The 15,645-nt window shown below is 70.8% G+C and carries 15 protein-coding genes and 2 pseudogenes; 8 read left to right on the plus strand and 9 right to left on the minus strand.

What is annotated here, in order from left to right:
• Positions 1-15: 15 nt before the first annotated feature.
• From OHU89_RS49520 to OHU89_RS49540, 5 genes are all read right to left on the minus strand, one after another.
• Positions 16-474 carry a thiamine pyrophosphate-dependent enzyme gene (locus OHU89_RS49520; RefSeq protein ID WP_405653163.1) on the minus strand — a complete coding sequence of 153 codons (459 nt, stop codon included), beginning with the start codon at positions 472-474 and terminating at the stop codon, positions 16-18.
• On the minus strand, positions 471-1,712 hold the full coding sequence (gene porA / locus OHU89_RS49525) for a pyruvate ferredoxin oxidoreductase (RefSeq protein WP_405653165.1): 1,242 nt from the start codon (positions 1,710-1,712) through the stop codon (positions 471-473). Before porA ends, OHU89_RS49520 begins: the two co-directional genes overlap by 4 nt.
• Positions 1,696-2,271 carry a 2-oxoacid:acceptor oxidoreductase family protein gene (locus OHU89_RS49530; RefSeq protein ID WP_405653168.1) on the minus strand — a complete coding sequence of 192 codons (576 nt, stop codon included), beginning with the start codon at positions 2,269-2,271 and terminating at the stop codon, positions 1,696-1,698. The genes porA and OHU89_RS49530 overlap by 17 nt, the downstream gene beginning before the upstream one ends.
• Positions 2,272-2,317: 46 nt before the next feature.
• Positions 2,318-3,211 (minus strand): universal stress protein, encoded by an 894-nt coding sequence (locus OHU89_RS49535; RefSeq protein WP_405653170.1) that lies wholly within the window; start codon positions 3,209-3,211, stop codon positions 2,318-2,320.
• A gap of 178 nt (positions 3,212-3,389) precedes the next feature.
• Entirely contained in the window at positions 3,390-5,351 is a 1,962-nt protein-coding gene (locus OHU89_RS49540; protein WP_405653172.1) for a PAS domain S-box protein, read from the minus strand.
• A 237-nt stretch (positions 5,352-5,588) separates the two neighbouring features.
• Here OHU89_RS49540 and OHU89_RS49545 point away from each other — a divergent pair, with 237 nt between their 5' ends.
• From OHU89_RS49545 to OHU89_RS49570, 6 genes are all read left to right on the plus strand, one after another.
• Entirely contained in the window at positions 5,589-6,362 is a 774-nt protein-coding gene (locus OHU89_RS49545) for a CBS domain-containing protein (protein ID WP_405653175.1), read from the plus strand.
• A 141-nt stretch (positions 6,363-6,503) separates the two neighbouring features.
• Positions 6,504-7,925 (plus strand): MBL fold metallo-hydrolase RNA specificity domain-containing protein, encoded by a 1,422-nt coding sequence (locus OHU89_RS49550; protein ID WP_405653178.1) that lies wholly within the window; start codon positions 6,504-6,506, stop codon positions 7,923-7,925.
• A 121-nt stretch (positions 7,926-8,046) separates the two neighbouring features.
• Entirely contained in the window at positions 8,047-8,244 is a 198-nt protein-coding gene (locus OHU89_RS49555) for a hypothetical protein (RefSeq protein ID WP_266900441.1), read from the plus strand.
• Between the two features lie 124 nt (positions 8,245-8,368).
• On the plus strand, positions 8,369-9,244 hold the full coding sequence (locus tag OHU89_RS49560; RefSeq protein WP_405653181.1) for a universal stress protein: 876 nt from the start codon (positions 8,369-8,371) through the stop codon (positions 9,242-9,244).
• A gap of 126 nt (positions 9,245-9,370) precedes the next feature.
• A complete protein-coding gene (locus OHU89_RS49565) occupies positions 9,371-10,258 on the plus strand; it encodes a universal stress protein (RefSeq protein WP_405653184.1) in 888 nt (295 codons plus the stop codon).
• A 115-nt stretch (positions 10,259-10,373) separates the two neighbouring features.
• The gene (locus OHU89_RS49570; protein ID WP_405653185.1) at positions 10,374-12,110 is read left to right on the plus strand and encodes a GAF domain-containing protein; all 1,737 of its coding nucleotides are present in this window, start codon (positions 10,374-10,376) and stop codon (positions 12,108-12,110) included.
• A 58-nt stretch (positions 12,111-12,168) separates the two neighbouring features.
• Here OHU89_RS49570 and OHU89_RS49575 read toward each other — a convergent pair whose 3' ends face one another.
• Complete coding sequence (locus tag OHU89_RS49575; protein WP_405653188.1) at positions 12,169-12,717, minus strand: TrkA C-terminal domain-containing protein; 549 nt, start codon at positions 12,715-12,717, stop codon at positions 12,169-12,171.
• Between OHU89_RS49575 and OHU89_RS49580 the strand changes: the two genes are divergently transcribed.
• Positions 12,690-12,956 carry an acyl carrier protein gene (locus OHU89_RS49580; RefSeq protein ID WP_405653192.1) on the plus strand — a complete coding sequence of 89 codons (267 nt, stop codon included), beginning with the start codon at positions 12,690-12,692 and terminating at the stop codon, positions 12,954-12,956. The two genes, OHU89_RS49575 and OHU89_RS49580, sit on opposite strands and share 28 nt — an antisense overlap.
• 39 nt (positions 12,957-12,995) lie before the next feature.
• Here OHU89_RS49580 and OHU89_RS49585 read toward each other — a convergent pair whose 3' ends face one another.
• Both OHU89_RS49585 and OHU89_RS49590 read right to left on the minus strand, forming a co-directional pair.
• Positions 12,996-13,253, minus strand: a complete 258-nt coding sequence (locus OHU89_RS49585) for a DUF1876 domain-containing protein (RefSeq protein WP_405653195.1) — start codon at positions 13,251-13,253, stop codon at positions 12,996-12,998.
• A 63-nt stretch (positions 13,254-13,316) separates the two neighbouring features.
• A pseudogene (locus OHU89_RS49590) lies at positions 13,317-13,502 on the minus strand (DUF1918 domain-containing protein); the annotation flags it as partial.
• A gap of 218 nt (positions 13,503-13,720) precedes the next feature.
• Here OHU89_RS49590 and OHU89_RS49595 point away from each other — a divergent pair.
• Positions 13,721-13,924 (plus strand): annotated as a pseudogene (locus OHU89_RS49595) (CBS domain-containing protein); the annotation flags it as partial.
• A gap of 147 nt (positions 13,925-14,071) precedes the next feature.
• Here OHU89_RS49595 and OHU89_RS49600 read toward each other — a convergent pair.
• Positions 14,072-15,643 (minus strand): multicopper oxidase family protein, encoded by a 1,572-nt coding sequence (locus tag OHU89_RS49600; RefSeq protein WP_405653198.1) that lies wholly within the window; start codon positions 15,641-15,643, stop codon positions 14,072-14,074.
• Positions 15,644-15,645 lie beyond the last annotated feature (2 nt).

The raw sequence follows: 15,645 nt of genomic DNA on the forward strand, positions 1-15,645 counted from the left end.
GTTGTCGTAACAGACTTACAGCACGTCGTCGTTGCGTTCGAACATGCCCGACAGACAGCCCAGCCCGATGTCGACCGAGCCTCCGTCGCCGCCCTGCCCGACCACCCGGACATCGGTGCGCCCCTTGGCGCGCAGGGCGGCCGCGACGCCGGCCGCCACCGCCGGTGCGTTGCCGAACAGGGAGTGCAGCCAGGGCAGTTGCCAGGAGGTTTCCGGGTACGGCGTGGAGAACACCTCGAGGCAGCCGGTCGCGTTGACCGCGATCACCTTGCCGCCGGCCGCCCGCTGCGCCGCGTCCAGGACGTAGCGGGCGCCGAGCGCCTCCCCGCAGCCCTGGCAGGCCCGGTGACCGGAGGTGAGCGCGTTGGAACGGGCCGGATCGGCCTGGTCGGACTGCAACTCCGGGCCCAGTAGCCGGTTTCCGGCGGCGTGGCTGCCGACCTGGTAGAACTTCACCTGCCGCGTGGCACTCATCGGTTGCTCCCCAGATCACGCAGGATGTTCTCCGCGGACGGACCGGACCTCCGGGTCCGCGCCATTCGCGCCAGCTCCCGTTCCACCAGCTCGGTGTCCAGGTCCAGGAACGTCAGATGTCCGAGCCGGCCGGCGATCGCGTCGGCGAACAGCCGGTGCAGCGACGCCTTGGTGACCGGACGCCCGCCGAGCCCGGCGATCACGGTGTGCCCGTCGAGCCGGATCCCGGACAGCGCGGTGCGTACGTTCGCCGAGACGATCCCGCCGATGCCGACCGCGAGGGCGCGTTCGAGCACGACCACCCGCCGGGCCCCGCCGAGCACCGTCCGTACCGCGTCCAGTGGGAACGGCCGGAAGGAGGTGATCCCCAACGCTCCGATCCGCACCCCGGCCTCGCGCATCTCGTCGACGACGTCGCAGACCGTGCCCAGCACCGAGCCGAGCGCTACGACGATCGTGTCGGCGTACTCGCAGCGGTACGGATGGATCAGGCCGCCGGAATCCCGCCCGAACAGTCGTCGGAAGTCCTGCGCGATGTCCGGGATCGCCTCCAGCGCCCGCATCTGCTTGGCGTGCGCCAGGTAACGCACCTCGGTGAAGGCCTCCGGCCCGACCATCGCGCCGATCGACACCGGCTCGTCCGGATCCAGGACCTGACGGGGTTCGTACGGCGGCAGGAACGAGTCCACCTGCGCCTGCTCCGGCACTTCGATCCGCTCCCAGGCGTGCGTGAGCACGAAGCCGTCCATGCACACCATCACCGGCAGCGACAGCTCCTCGGCCAGCCGGAACGCCTGCGGGTGCAGGTCGGCGGCCTCCTGGTTGTCGCGCGCGTACAGCTGGATCCAGCCCGAGTCGCGCTGCGACATGCTGTCGCTGTGGTCGTTCCAGATGTTGATGGGTGCACCGATCGCACGGTTCGCCACCGTCATCACGATCGGCAGGCCCAGCCCCGAGGCGTTGTAGAGAGCCTCGACCATGTACAGCAGGCCCTGGCTGGCAGTCGCGGTGTAGGCGCGGGCGCCGGCCGCGGAAGCCCCGATGCACAGCGACATCGCCGCGAACTCCGACTCCACGTTGACGTACTCGCAGGGCGTGAGCGCACCGGACTTCACCAGGCGGCTGAGCTCCTCGACGATGTGCGTCTGCGGCGAGATCGGGTAGGCGGCGATCACCTCGGGGCGGCAGTACGCGACGGTCTCGGCGACCGCGCGGGAGCCCTCAGTCTGCTTCAACATGGAACAGCTCCTTACGCGCGACCTCGACATGCTCGTACGCCTCCCGAGCGGCGTCGGCATTGGCCGCGCCCAGAGCGCCGGGGAACCGTTGCCGGACGGCCGCTGTCAGCGAGTCGATCGTCACGCAGCCGGTGAGCGCGGCGAGTCCGCCGAGCAGGACGGCGCCCGGCACCGGCCGGCCGACGTGGCGCAGGGCGAGTGCGGTGGCGGGGACCGTGAGAACCGGTCCGGTGAGCGTCTGCAGGCCCAGGTCGTCGGCCCCGCAGGGGGAGTTGATCAGGACCGACCCGCCGGGTCGGAGCCCCTCGAAGACATTCACCTGGTGCAGCAGCGTCGCGTCCTGGATCACCAGGGCATCGGGGCGTATGACGGGCTCGCGCACCCGGATCGGCCGGTCGTCGATCCGGCAGAACGCCATGACCGGCGCCCCGGTCCGCTCCGAGCCGAAGCTCGGAAACGCCTGCGCGTGGCGGCCCTCCAGAAAGGCTGCCACCGACAACAATTCGGCGGCCGTGACGGCGCCTTGGCCGCCGCGGCCGTGGATGCGTACCTGGAACACGGCACCCTCCTCCCGAACGGGACCTTGTCCCGTCGTACCGCGTGGCTCACTCGTGCGGGACGATGGCGACCGGGCAGCGGACGTGGTGCATCACCGCGTGGGCGATCGGTCCGGTGTGCATGCCGATCCTCGCCGGGCGGACCTTGCGCCCGACGATCAGCAGCCCGGCGTCCTGGGCGGCTTCCAGCAGCTGCTGAGCCGGACGCCCCTCCTCGACCAGTTCTCGGACCTCCACCGTGGGGTACTTCTCCCGCCACGGCCCCAGCACCGCGCCGAGCGTGCGCTCGGCGGCCCGGCGTACGTCCCTGCGCGCCTTGGCCTCCAGCGCCTTGGGCACGTAGGGCAGGCGCCAGGCGTACACCACCGTCAGCGGAGCCGAGCGCAGGCTCGCGCTCTCGAAGGCGAACGCCAGCAACTCCTCGCACGGAGACGCCGGATCCACCCCGATCACGACCCCGCGGTACGGCGTGCGCGCCGAGGCGTGGCCCTCGGCGTCGGGCACGTGCTCGTCCTCGAGCGTCTGGTCCGCCCGTACGAGCACGACGGGACGGGCCGCATGGGCCACCGTCGCCAGGGCGATCGAGCCGGCCATGAACCCGCCGAATCCGCTGAACGCACGGCTGCCCAGGACCAGCAGTTCGGACTCGTCGCCCGCCGCGATCAAGGCGTCGGCCGCGGGCCGGGAGATCTGGTCCGCGCTCAGATAGACCTGCGGATAGCTTTCGTTGAGCCGGTCCATGGCGCCGCGCAGGATCCGTCGCGCCCAGTAGCGAGGCGCCTCCAGCTCGGGCAGCTCCGACTCGTCGGGCGACGTACCGCCCGCCCACGCGTGCACCAGACGCAGCGGCAGGCCGCGCCTCAACGCTTCTCGCGCCGCCCAGTCTGCGGCGGCAAGACTCTCACGCGAACCGTCCAGCCCTACGACAACGGGACGCAGCACGGCCGTCACCTCCCCGGATCGGTGCCCGCACGCTTCTGTACGGGTCCCTTCGGTACCAGAATCCCCTCGGGGTACCGTCACCGGCAGAGGCCGGAGCGGCCCCGGGCATGGGGCCGAACGGCCCTTTTCTGCTGGTCAGTGTGGATGCGCGGCGGGGCGAACGAAACGGTCCGCCGGCTCAGAGCTTGAGCGTGAACCAGGTCGTCTTGCCGTCGTCGGTGGGACGTACGCCCCAGCTGTCGGCCAGGGTGCGGACGAGGAGCAAACCCCGGCCTGACTCCTCGTCCTCGGCCGCCAGCCGGGGTTGGGGCAGGTGCGGGCTGCGGTCGGTGACCTCGACGGTGAGGTCGGCGGCGGTGCAGCGCAGATGCAGGCTGACGGGGCCTTCGGCGTGCTGGACGGCGTTGGTGAGGGTCTCCGACAGCAGCAGGAGTGCTTCGTCGATGGGCGAGGTGCAGTCCCAGGCGATGAGTGCCTTGTGGAGGAAGGCGCGCCCCTCGGGCACGGAGGACGGGACGGCGGGCAGGTCGGCGGCCAGGGTCGCGAGCGGTGCCGCGGGGAGCTGGGCGAGGAGGAGGGTGACGTCGTCGTCGTGGCTGTCGGCGTCGGGCAGCAGGCCGGCCAGCACATGCTCGGCGGCCGCCTCCAGACAGGGGGTGTCGGTGAAGAACCGGTCGAGGACCGCGGTGAGTTCGCCGACCCTTTCCTCGATGTCACTGCCGGGCGTCTCGATCAGGCCGTCGGTGTAGAGGGCCAGGGTGGCACCGGGCGGGAGCTCTGTGCTGGACTGCTCGTGGAGGACGCCGCCCACGCCCAGCGGGGCGTTCACGGGGGCGGGCAGGCGCTGGACGCCGTGGCCGGGAGTGGCGACGAGGACCGGCAGATGCCCTGCGGAGCAGACGGTCACGGTGCCGGTGTCCGGGGCGATGACCAGGTAGCAGCAGGTGACGAGCTGGTCGGGGACGTCGAGATCGGTGACACAGCCGTCCAGGGCCTGCATCAGCTGGCGGGGCTGCATACCGGTCTTGGCCAGCGCGTGGGCGGCCGAGCGCAACTGGCCCATGACGGCGGCGGCTTCCAGACCCCGGCCCATCACGTCGCCGATGAGCACCCCGACCCGTCCGGCGCCCAGGGGGATGAGGTCGAACCAGTCGCCTCCCACGCCGGCGCCCTGCGTGGCGGGCCGGTAACGACTGGCGGTGGTGAGGCCGGGGACGGGGGGCGGGGTGCCCATGAGGCTGCGCTGGAGCGTCAGGGCGACGTGGCGCTGCTGCTCGTAGAGGATCTTGAGTTCGGCCTCCGCGCGCTTGCGGTCGCTGATGTCCCGGACGATGGCGCACATGCCGACGACCCTGCCGTCCGTGTCCCGGGTGGGCCACAGGGTGACGTCGACGTCCAGCATGGTGCCCGCCTTGGTCAGGCGCAGTGTCTCGAAGTGCTCGACCTTCTCTCCGTGCCGCAGCCGTTCCAGCAGCGCGTCGATCTCCTCCCGCCGTTCCGGCGGGGCGAGGAACGACGTGTGCTTGCCTATGATCTCCTCCGCCGTATAGCCGTACAGCGACTGCGCGGCCGCGTTCCAGTAGGTGATGTACCCGTCGAGGGTCTTGGCGAGGATCGCGTCCTGGGAGGACTCGACGAGGGCGGCGAGTTCGTTGATGCGGGCCTCGGCGGCCTTGCGGTCGCTGACGTCACGCACCGCGGCGGACACCAGCAGCCCGTCCGAGGTCTCCATGGGGCTGAGGCTGATCTCCACGGGGAACTCGGTGCCGTCCTTGCGCAGCCCGTGCAGTTCGAGTCCCGCTCCCATGGGCCGCACCTGGCGGTTGGCGGCGTAGCCGCTACGGTGTTGGGTGTGGTGGCCGCGGAACCGGTGCGGGATCAGCAACTCGACTGGGTGGCCGAGCAGTTCCTCGCGCGGGTAGCCGAAGAGAGCCTCGGTCTGGGCGTTGACGAGTTTGATGGTCCCGGTGTCGTCGACGATGACCATGGCGTCGGGTGCCGCCTCCAGCAGCCCCCGGAACCGCTCCTCGGCCGCTCCTGACCCGTTTTGGCGCACTTGTGCTCCGCACCGGCACGGCTCCGGGCCGAACGTCGGTGTAGCAGCCGACGGCACCGTACTCGGTCCGACGAAGTCGCCCATGTGTACCTCCCGCTCCACCGGTCACGGTGACGCGGACCATCTCAACGCAATCGAATCGGCCACGCTGTCATATGTCGCTAACTGTTCGTCCACTGCCCGAACCTGTCGGTCACGGGCATACCGGCAGGAACAGAAGCGGACCGATCGGAACCCCGGTCAGGGCCACTCGGCCCATGTCCCGGACCCGTCCGTGTCCGACGCTGAAGGTGTCGCGGAATCAAGCCCCGGGAGGACGCCATGCAGGACACCGCGCATCTCGTGAGCGATGTGATGACCCGAACGGTCGTCGCTCTCGGCCGGGGAGCGACGTTCAAGGACATTGTCAGGACCATGCACCGGTGGAAGGTCAGCGCTCTGCCCGTGGTGGAGAGCGGCAACCGCGTCGTCGGGGTCGTCTCCGAGGCCGACCTGCTGGCCAAGGAGGAGTTCCGGGGCGACGTCCCGGACCTGTACACCCGGCTGTGGCGCTTGGCCGAACTGGTCAAGGCCGGCGCGGTGACCGCCGAGGAGCTGATGACCGGCCCGGCGATCACCGTCGCGCCGCAGGCGTCCCTCGCGAGGGCCGCGCGGATCATGGCGCTGAACAAGGTGAAGCGCCTGCCCGTGGTGGACGAGGACGGCGTGCTGAAGGGCATCGTCAGCAGGTCCGACCTGCTCAAGGTCTTCCTGCGGGACGACGAGGACATCGCCGAGGAAGTCCGGCGCGAGGTCGTCGGCCTGTTGTTCCCCGCACCGCCCGAACCGGTCCGGGTGGAGGTGCACGACGGCGTGGTGAAGCTGACCGGACGGATCAGGGACACCACGCTCGTGCCTGTGGCCGCCCGGCTGGCGCACGCCGTCGAGGGCGTCGTGGACGTGGACTGCGTGCTGACCGGCCTGCCCCGCCACCCCGACCTCGACCCGGACCTGCCGGACGAGGAGGCCGCCGTAGGGCCTACCGGAGCCGCTGACAGTGACGAGACCCGGGCAGCAAAGGCGGGAAGGGCCCTACCCGCTTCTCGCGGATCCTGATTGCGCGGTGCACGGCTGCCAGCCGCTTCTCCGCGTCGTTCCGGGTCCCTTCCCGACACCTCAAGCACAACACACCGGCGGCGAGCCCGCCAGGGCCGAACGGCCCCGGAACCCTGCTGCGGCAGGCGAGGAGGAGACGTCATGACCGTCGACCAACCGGACCTCGCGCCGCTCCGGCCCGCGCTGCTCACCTTTCTGGGCGGGGCGGGCACCGTCACCGGGAGCAAGTTCCTCGTCGAGACCGACCATGCCCGCGTCCTCGTCGACTGCGGGCTCTTCCAGGGCCTGGCCGACCTGCGCCGGCGCAACTGGCGAGGGCTGCCCTGCGACGGTGATGACATCGAGACGGTCGTCGTCACCCACGCCCACCTGGACCACTGCGGCTACCTGCCGCGGCTGGTGCGGCACGGCTTCCGGGGGCGCATCGTGACCACCGAGTTCAGCGCCCGGCTCATGGAGATCGTGCTCAGGGACAGCGCCAAGCTGCAGATGGAGGCCGCCCACCACGCCAACGAGCACGGCTGGTCCAAGCACCGCCCCGCCCAGCCCCTCTACGACGACTCGGACGTGGACCGCACCCTGAAACTCCTCGACCCCGTACCGACCGGTGCGACGGTCGACATCGCCACCGGCACCACGGTCACGCTGCACCCTGCCGGACACATCCTCGGATCGGCCTGGGCCCGGCTCACCCTGGAGGACGGCCACACCCTCGCCGTCAGCGGCGACCTCGGACGCCCCGGCCATCCGCTGCTGCGCCCGCCGGAGCCGTTCTCCGGGGCGGACGTGCTGCTCATGGAGTCGACCTACGGCAACCGGCACCACGAGGAGGACGCGGCACGCGCCCACTTCGCGAGCGTGCTGACCCGCACCCTGGCCCGCGGCGGCACCGTCGTCATCCCGGCGTTCGCCCTCGACCGCACCGAAGTCGTCCTGAACGAACTCGCCGAGCTGCGCCGCAAGGGCAGCCTGCCGGCCGGCGTACCGGTGTACGTCGACAGTCCCATGGCGCTGGCCGCCCTCGACGTCTACCGCGACGCCGTCCTTTCCCGGGCCCCCGAACTACGTCCCGAGGTCACCGCCGCCGGCGTGGCCGCGCTGAGCCCCGAGCCGTTCCTGGCAGCCCGCTCCATCCAGGAGTCCGTCGACATCAGCCGAGCCGGCGGACCGGCCGTCATCGTGTCGGCGTCCGGCATGGCCACCGGCGGCCGTGTCCTGCACCATCTGCGGCGACTGCTGCCCGACCCGCGCAACGCCGTGGTCGTGGTGGGCTTCGCGGCACAGGGCACCAGGGCCCGCGACCTCGTCGACGGCGCCAAGGCGCTCAAGATGTTCGGCGAGTACGTCCCGGTGCGCGCCCAGGTGGCCGACGTACCGCACTTCTCGGCCCATGCCGACGCCGGCCAGATCATCGACTGGCTGCGGGGCGCCCCGGCACCTCACACCACCTACCTCGTGCACGGCGAGCCCGATGCGGCCGCCGCGCTGCGCGACCGCATCGACCACACGCTGGGCTGGAGCGCCGTCGTCCCACGCTCCGGGGAGCACGTTCTCGTGCGGTGACCCGGTCCCGCGCAAGGGCCGTAAGAGGCCCCTGTTCGGGCCGGTCGGCTCAAGCGCCTTTTCTCGCAACGGAGTTGGCTGGTGGTGAGGGGAAGGACCCCGACCCGAGGGGGCGAGGACGGTGGGCACGAGCCTGACACCGGAGTTCTGGGAGCGATTCACGATTCTTCTCGTCGCGGCCATGGGCGTGACCATCGTCCTCACCGCGGCGCTCGACGCGCTCGCCGTGCGGTTGCTGCGCCGGCGCGCAGGCCGGACACCGCCGCCGAGGCGGCCTCGTCCGACGACCACGGACCACCGCACGATCGTCCACAGCTGAGGGCCGTACGTCCCGGACAAGGGCCGAACCGCCCCTGCACGAGTGCCGCATGGGCGTGCCACGGTGAGGGTGACCCCTCCCTGCTGCTCAATGCGCAGCAACCCGACGAAAGGCGGTGGGGACAGTGGAACTGCCCGTGGTCGTGGGCGTCGACGGATCGGAACCGAGCCTCGTGGCGGTCGACTGGGCGGTGGACGAAGCCGCGCGGCTCGGCCTGCCGCTGCGGCTGGTCAACGCCCCGAAGTGGGAACGGTACGAAAGTCCCGCACTCCCGGGCGACCTGGAGCGCCCCTCTGGGCGGGTGCTCATGGAGAACATCCTCGGAGCCGCAGTGGAACGCGCCCGGCGCCGCAACCCGGAAGTGCAGGCGGCCGGTGAGGTACTGGGCGAGGAGGCGGTGGACGCGCTGCTGCGCGAAGGCCACAACGCCTCGCTGCTGGTGACGGGATCCCGCGGGCGTGGTGAGGTGACGGGCCTGTTGCTCGGCTCGGTGAGCCTGGCCGTGGCAGCGCGGGCGTACTGCCCCGTGATCGTGGTCCGGGGTGACAAGGCCGGCCTGGCCGGCTCGCACGAACGGATCCTGCTGGGCGTGGGCGACCACGCGACGGGCGGCGAGGCGGTCCGGTTCGCGTTCCGCGAGGCCGAGGCCCGCGCGTGCGCCCTGGACGTCGTACGCGCATGGCGCTGCCCCGCCCACGAGACCGCCGATCATCCCCTGCTCGCCGGAGACCCGGCGCACCAGCACGAGGAGGAGGCCGCCGCCGTCCTCGATGCCCTGCTCCGTGACGCCGTGGACGAACACCCCGACGTCCGCGTCCACCGAGCCACGGCTGAAGGACCGGCCCGCAAGGTGCTCCTGAAGCGCTCCGCCGCGGCGGACCTCGTGATCATCGGGGCCAAGCGCCGGCACGGCCACTACGGCCTCCAACTGGGCCCGGTGGGACATACGTTGCTGCACCACGCGGAGTGCCCGGTGGCGGTCGTGCCCGAACGCGGCTGACGAGGTGCGGTGGGCCCGGAGCAGTCCCCGACGCCGGGCCCATCGGCGGATCGCGGGGACCAATGGGACCTCCTGCCGCGGCCGCCAGGGACGCGAGAGTGGTGGCACTTCACCAAGGAGGCTCCCATGTCCCGTAACGTCACCGTCGGCCTCGACGGTTCACCCGAGAGCATTGCGGCCGCCGACTGGGCCGCCCACGAAGCCTCGCTGATGGCCGTTCCACTGCGTCTCGTGCATGCCGGGGACCAACCCCCGCACTCCTATGTGCCGTTCGCCGGAGAGGCCGTGCCACCGCCCGGTGCGGACCGGGGTGCACACCTGCTCCGTGAGATCCAGGTGCCCCTCGCCCGACGTCACCCCGGTCTGTGCATCACGTCGGAACGGCTCGCCGGACGCCCGGCGGTGGCCCTGGTGACGGCCGCGCGGGATGCGGATCTGCTGGTGCTCGGCTCGCGCGGGCTGGGCCGGACCGCCGGATACCTGCTCGGTTCCGTGGCCTCCGCGGTGCTGGCGCGGGCCACGCGGCCGGTGGTTCTCGTACGCGCGGGAACCGGAGCGGCCGACGAGCGCCGGCCCGACACCCGCGGCACCGCGTCCGGGGGCGGTGCCTGTCGGGATGTCGTCCTCGGGCTCGAACTGCACGACCTGCCCGCCGACGCCCTTCTCGAGTTCGCTTTCGAGTCCGCCGCACGCCGTTCGGCCGCCCTGCGGGTCGCGCACGGCTGGAAGCCGGAGCCGCATGCGGGGGCGCAGAGGGAACGGGCGGCGCGGACGGAGGAGACGGTGAACGAGGCGCTGCGCCCGTGGCAGGAGAAGTTCCCCGGCGTCGAGGTGACGGAAGAGGCTGTGATCGGTTCGGCCGGCCCACACCTCGTTGACTCCTCCCATGAGGCCTCACTGATCGTCGTCGGCCGCAGGAACCGTCCTGCCCTGGTCGGGCCGCACATCGGCCCGGTGACTCACCAGGTGCTCCGGGGCTCGGCTGCACCGGTCGCGGTCGTGCCCCTCGACTGATGGCGCAGTGGTGCGCCCACCGCTCGGCGTGCCCTTTTGCACGCCGGACCGGTAGCGTGGGAGATGCCTGCAATGGTCCATCGGGTGAGCGTCTGGGGGACGCGGAGGAGTGCAGGTGGGCAGCGCCGAGCAGTCCCACGAGATCCGAGTGAAGTTGCCGCAGCTGAGGCTCGACGAGCTGCTGGAGGAGCTGCAGGCACGCCTCGACGCGGCCCGCGGCACCCGTGACCGGGTGCACAGCCTCCTGGAGGCGGTGCTCTCGGTAGGCCGGGAGCTGAACCTGGAACAGGCGCTGCGCAGCATCGTGGAGGCAGCCGCCGTACTCGTGGATGCCGAGTACGCGGCCCTGGGCATCATCGGACCCGGTGGCAAGCGGCTGTCGGAGTTCCTCACCGTCGGCATGACCGAGGAGCAGATCGCGAAGATCGGCCACTATCCGGAGGGCCACGGAATCCTGGGCGAGCTGATCCGCCGTCCCGAGCAGCTGCGCCTGGCGAAGATCTCCCAGCACCGCGCCTCGTACGGCTTCCCGGCCCACCATCCACCGATGAACAGCTTCGTCGGCGTCCCGATCCGGGTGCGCGACCAGGTCTTCGGCAATCTGTACCTCACCGAGAAACGGGGCGGTATCCAGTTCGACGAGGAGGACGAGGCGGTCCTGTCGACGCTGGCCGTGGCGGCGGGCGTCGCGATCGACAACGCGCGGCTGTATGAGGAGTCCCGGCTGCGCGAGCGCTGGCTTCAGGCGAACGCGGAGATCACCTACAGCCTGCTGGCGGGAGGCGGTCAGACCGAAGTCCTCCGTCTGATCGCCGACCGGGCACGGGAGATCACGAGCGCGGCCCTGGCTGTGGTGGCGATGCCGATGGAAGGCACCGACTCGCTGTCCGTGGAAATCGCCGTCGGTTCGGACGCGGAGAGGCACCGCGGTCTGGTGCTGCCGGTGGAAGGCAGTCTGATCGGCGAGGCCTTCGCCACCGCCGCGCCCGTCACCAGCGCCGACATCTCCCACGATGAGCGGGTCTCCGCGAGTCTCCAGCGTTTCGCGGGTCTGGGCCCCGGCGCCGCCGTGCCGATCGGAACGGGCGAGGGCGTTCGTGGTGTCGTTCTGCTGGTGCGGGAGCTGGGGCACACGGTGTTCGCGGCGAAGGAGATCGAACCCTTGCGAGGCTTCGCAGCTCAGGCGGCTGTCGCGATGGAGCTGGCGGAACGGCGCCAGGATGCCGAGCAGGTCGCCATGCTCACGGACCGTGACCGGATCGGCCGTGACCTGCATGATCTGGTCATCCAGCGGTTGTTCGCGACCGGCATGACGCTGCAGAGCGTGGGACGTCTGATCGAGCATCGCGAGGCCGCCGAGCGTGTGGTGCGCGCGGTGGACGACCTGGACGAGACGATCAAGATAATCAGGTCGACCATCTTCGGTCTGCGCTCGCGCGAAGGAGGTGCCGGATCCGGACTGAGGGCCCGCGTCGTGCGGGTGGCCGGAGAAGCGGCCTCGGTGCTGGGCTTCGCTCCCAGCGTCCGTATGGAGGGCCTGGTCGACACCGACGTCCCGCGGGAGATCGCCGACCATGTGGTGGCCGTCCTGTTCGAAGCGCTGACCAATGTCGCCCGGCACGCCCGGGCCACTCGAGCGGACGTCGTCCTGGAGGCCGAGGGGCGTGAGGTCCGACTGACGATTTCCGACGACGGCGTGGGCGTCCCGTCCGGCGTGCGCCGCAGCGGCCTGCAGAACATGTCAGAACGGGCCGAACAAGGAGGCGGGGAACTGGATCTGAACTGCCCTCCGGAGGGCGGGACCACGCTGGTGTGGCGGGCGCCGACGGGGAGGGGTGAGCGCCGGCCCTGACTGTGCCTGCACCCCCTGAGCCTGGCCGGTCGCCATGTTTGGCCACGCACCGGTGCGTTCACTGGAAGGCCGCGTGGACCTCGCTCTCCGTCTCCGCGTGGGAGACCACGAGCAGTTCGTGGCCCTCTTGCAGCCGGCGGTCCGGTACAGGGGGCAGGGGTTCGCCGCCGCGCACGACGGTGACCACCACGATGCCCGGCGGGATGCCGAGTTCCGCGAGGGTCCGGCCGGCCGCGCGGGACTGCGCGGTGATACTCGTCTCGATCACGTTGACGCCCGCCTTGCTCAGGCGGAGCAGGGCGACGGTGTCGTGGCGCTGGTCGCCTCCTCGATCAGGGAGATGAGGGGCGCGGCGGCCGGTACGGCGGTGTCGACGCCCCAGTGGTGAGTGGTGGGTGAACAGCCAGGCGTTCTCCTCGTCGTTGACGCGTGCGATGACCCGGGCGACCTTGAACTGTCGTTTGGCCAGCAGGCTGATGACCAGGTTGTCCTCGTCCTCGCCGGTGGTGGCGCGATCGGGGCCCGCTACCTCACGGCGGTCGACCGACTGCTGCAGAAACCCGAGGAGTTGTGAACCGGATGAAGCCGTTGAACAGCACGGAGGCACTGACCCTCGTCAAGGAGTGCATCACCGAGATCGTTCCGGACGCCGACTTCACCGGCGTCCGGCCCGACGACAAGTTCCGCGACGTGCTGGAACTCGACTCGCTCGACTTCCTGACCCTGGTGGAGCGGCTCGCGGCGCGCACGGGGGCACGGATCGACGAGGACGACTATCCCGAACTCGCCACCCTGGCCGACACCGTGCACTTCCTGGTCGCACGGACCGGACAGGGCGTGCGGTGAGCTGAGACCGAGGGCCGCCGGCCCTCGTACGCGGGCGGGTCACCGTTCGGCGGGGCCCGTCAGCTGGACGATGTCGTCGGTGGCGACGTCGTGGAGACGGATGGCGAGATCCTCCAGTGCGCGGCTGGCGGCGAGTTCGTCGCCGATCTCCGGAATGGAGCGGTCGATCGGGTTGCGGCGGGCCACGCCCCGGCCGGTGACCGTCGACGTGTCCCGGGTGTTCAGGACGGCTCGTGCACGAGTGTCGTGGCCTTCCTCAGTGATGTAGATCTGCACGGTCCATTGCTTGGCTTCCATCGTGATCACTCCTGAGCGGAGAGTACGAGGGGGTGGCGCCCCCTGGGGGCTTCAGGTCCCGTGTTCGCCATGATGGACATGCGCGTCGGGGCCGGGGAACATGAGTGTCACGTCGTCCGTGTCCGACCAGCGCACGTCGTAGGGTGGCGTTCCGTCTTCGTGGTGCAGTCCGACGATCTCGCCGTCGCGCTTGGTGGCGCCTGTGGTCGGGCTTTCGACAATGAGGTGGTCGCCGAGTCGCGCTCGCATGATCGCCACCCTCCCTTCCTCGGTGGGCTGACGTAACCAGCGTGACACGCACGGGCCCTCGCAGCATGGGCTCGTGAACCCCGATTACGGGGCCGAACAGCCCGGTTCGCAGGGCCGAAGGGCCCTGAACGGGTCCTGACGGCTCACTCGCGCGCGACCGTCTCCTGCCACGCTGGACACGTGACCACCATCGGCTGTCCCCCGGAAGGGAGGTCGACATGCGCCACCGTACGATCGCAGACCTGATGACCCGACACGTGGTCCGGGCCCGGCGCGACATGCCGTTCAAGGAGATCGTCAAGCTGTTGGCGGAGAACGACGTCACCGCCGCACCCGTGGTGGATGAACTGGAGCACCCCGTGGGCGTGGTGTCCGAGGGCGACCTGCTGCGCAAGTGCTCCGCCCAGGCCGACCCGTCCGGGCTGTGCCGGAGCGTTGACGGTGTGGTCTCGGTCTCCGAACACCTCGCGCACCGGACCGACGACTCCCGGAGTTCCCCGACCGGAACATGAGGCGTCCACCAGCTCCTGGGCGAGGTCGTGCAGGCACCCGCGGGGCGGTGGCGAATGTCAGGCCCGATAGGCCACGTTCGCCATCATCCCGGCCTCACCGTGATACGCGTTGTGGCAGTGCAGCATCCACTGGCCCGGGTTGTCCGCGTCGAAGAAGACGGACAGCTTCCGCCGGGGCAGCACGATCGCGGTGTCCTTGCGGGGGCCCGAGGCGCCGAGTTGGTACGTGTGGCCGTGCAGGTGCATCGGGTGCCACATGGTGGTGCGGTTGAGGAAGTCGAGCCGTACCCGCTGGCCCTCCTCGATGAGGATCGGGTTCGCGTCCGGGTCGCTCATTTCGAACTTCCTGCCGTTGACGGCCCAGTTGTAGTGCATCATGCCGCCGGTCAGCTCGATCCGGTGCGTGACGTCGGTCCTGGCCGTCTTCAGGCGCACGTCGTCGGCGGCGCGCAGCCGTGACGCCGTCATGATCACGCCGTTGAGTTCCTTGGGGCGGACGGTCGCGGACGGCTTGCTCCCCGAGCCCGTACGCACCAGGGCCAGACCGTTCGCGTTCTTGCCCTCGGCCACGGCGACCAGCGGGAACACACCGTCACCGAGGGTGACGAGAACGTCATAACGCTCGCCCATGCCGACCAGCAGGGCGTCCACCTCCTGGTGCCGAACGGGGAAGCCGTCGGTGTGGGTGATCGTCAGCTTGTGGCCGCCGAGGGCGAGCCGGTAGGCCGTGTCCGAGCCCGCGTTGATGATCCGCAGCCGCACTTTCCTTCCGGGCTTGGAGGAGTAGACGGCGGGGTCGGTCGCCACCCGGCCGTTGACGAGGTGGTACGGGTACTTCACGTCCCCGGCGTCGCCGCCGAGCAGGTCGCTGTGGGCGCCCATGAGCATGAACCCCGTCGACATACCGTCGGCGGTGGGGGAGAGGGACGCGGGGCCGCCGTCCGTGTCCGTCCCGCCCATGTCCCCCATGTCGTGTCCCTGCATGCCGCCCATGCCCTGCTTGAGCTCGGCGAAGACCTCGTCGGGAGTTCCGGTGACGCCGTCGACCCAGTCGTCGAGGACCACGGTCCATTCGTCGTCGTGGCCGAGGGTTTCCGCGGGGTCCTCGACGATAAGCGGGGCGTACAGGCCGCGATCGAGCTGGACGCCGACGTGCGGGTGGAAGAAGTACGTGCCCGGGGCGTCCACGACGAAGCGGTACGTGAACGTGGAGCCGGCCCGGACGGCGCTCTGGGTGGCGGGCGGCGCGCCGTCCATGTCGTTGCGCAGGGCGATGCCGTGCCAGTGGATGGACGTGGCGTTCCCGTCCGGGAGCTGGTTGGACAGCTCGGCGACCAGGGTGTCGCCCACGGACAGCCGGACCTCCTGGCCCGGGGTACGGCCGTCGAAGGTCCACGTCCTGGGCCTGACGCCACCGCCCAGGTCGATGGTGGCAGGGGCCGCGGTCAGTGCGATCTTCTGGTGGCGTCCGGTGCCCTCGCGCTTCTTCTCGCCGGCGGCGACCGCCGGGCCGGAGGGGGCGATCAGGGCGTGGCCGCTGTCCGATCCGCCGGTGCACGCCGAGAGCGCGCCGATGCCGGCGGCTCCCAGGCCGGCGAGCAGGACGGAGCGACGGTTGATGCTGTTCATGG

This window comes from Streptomyces sp. NBC_00019 (genome assembly GCF_045041015.1).
Lineage (GTDB): Bacteria > Actinomycetota > Actinomycetes > Streptomycetales > Streptomycetaceae > Streptomyces.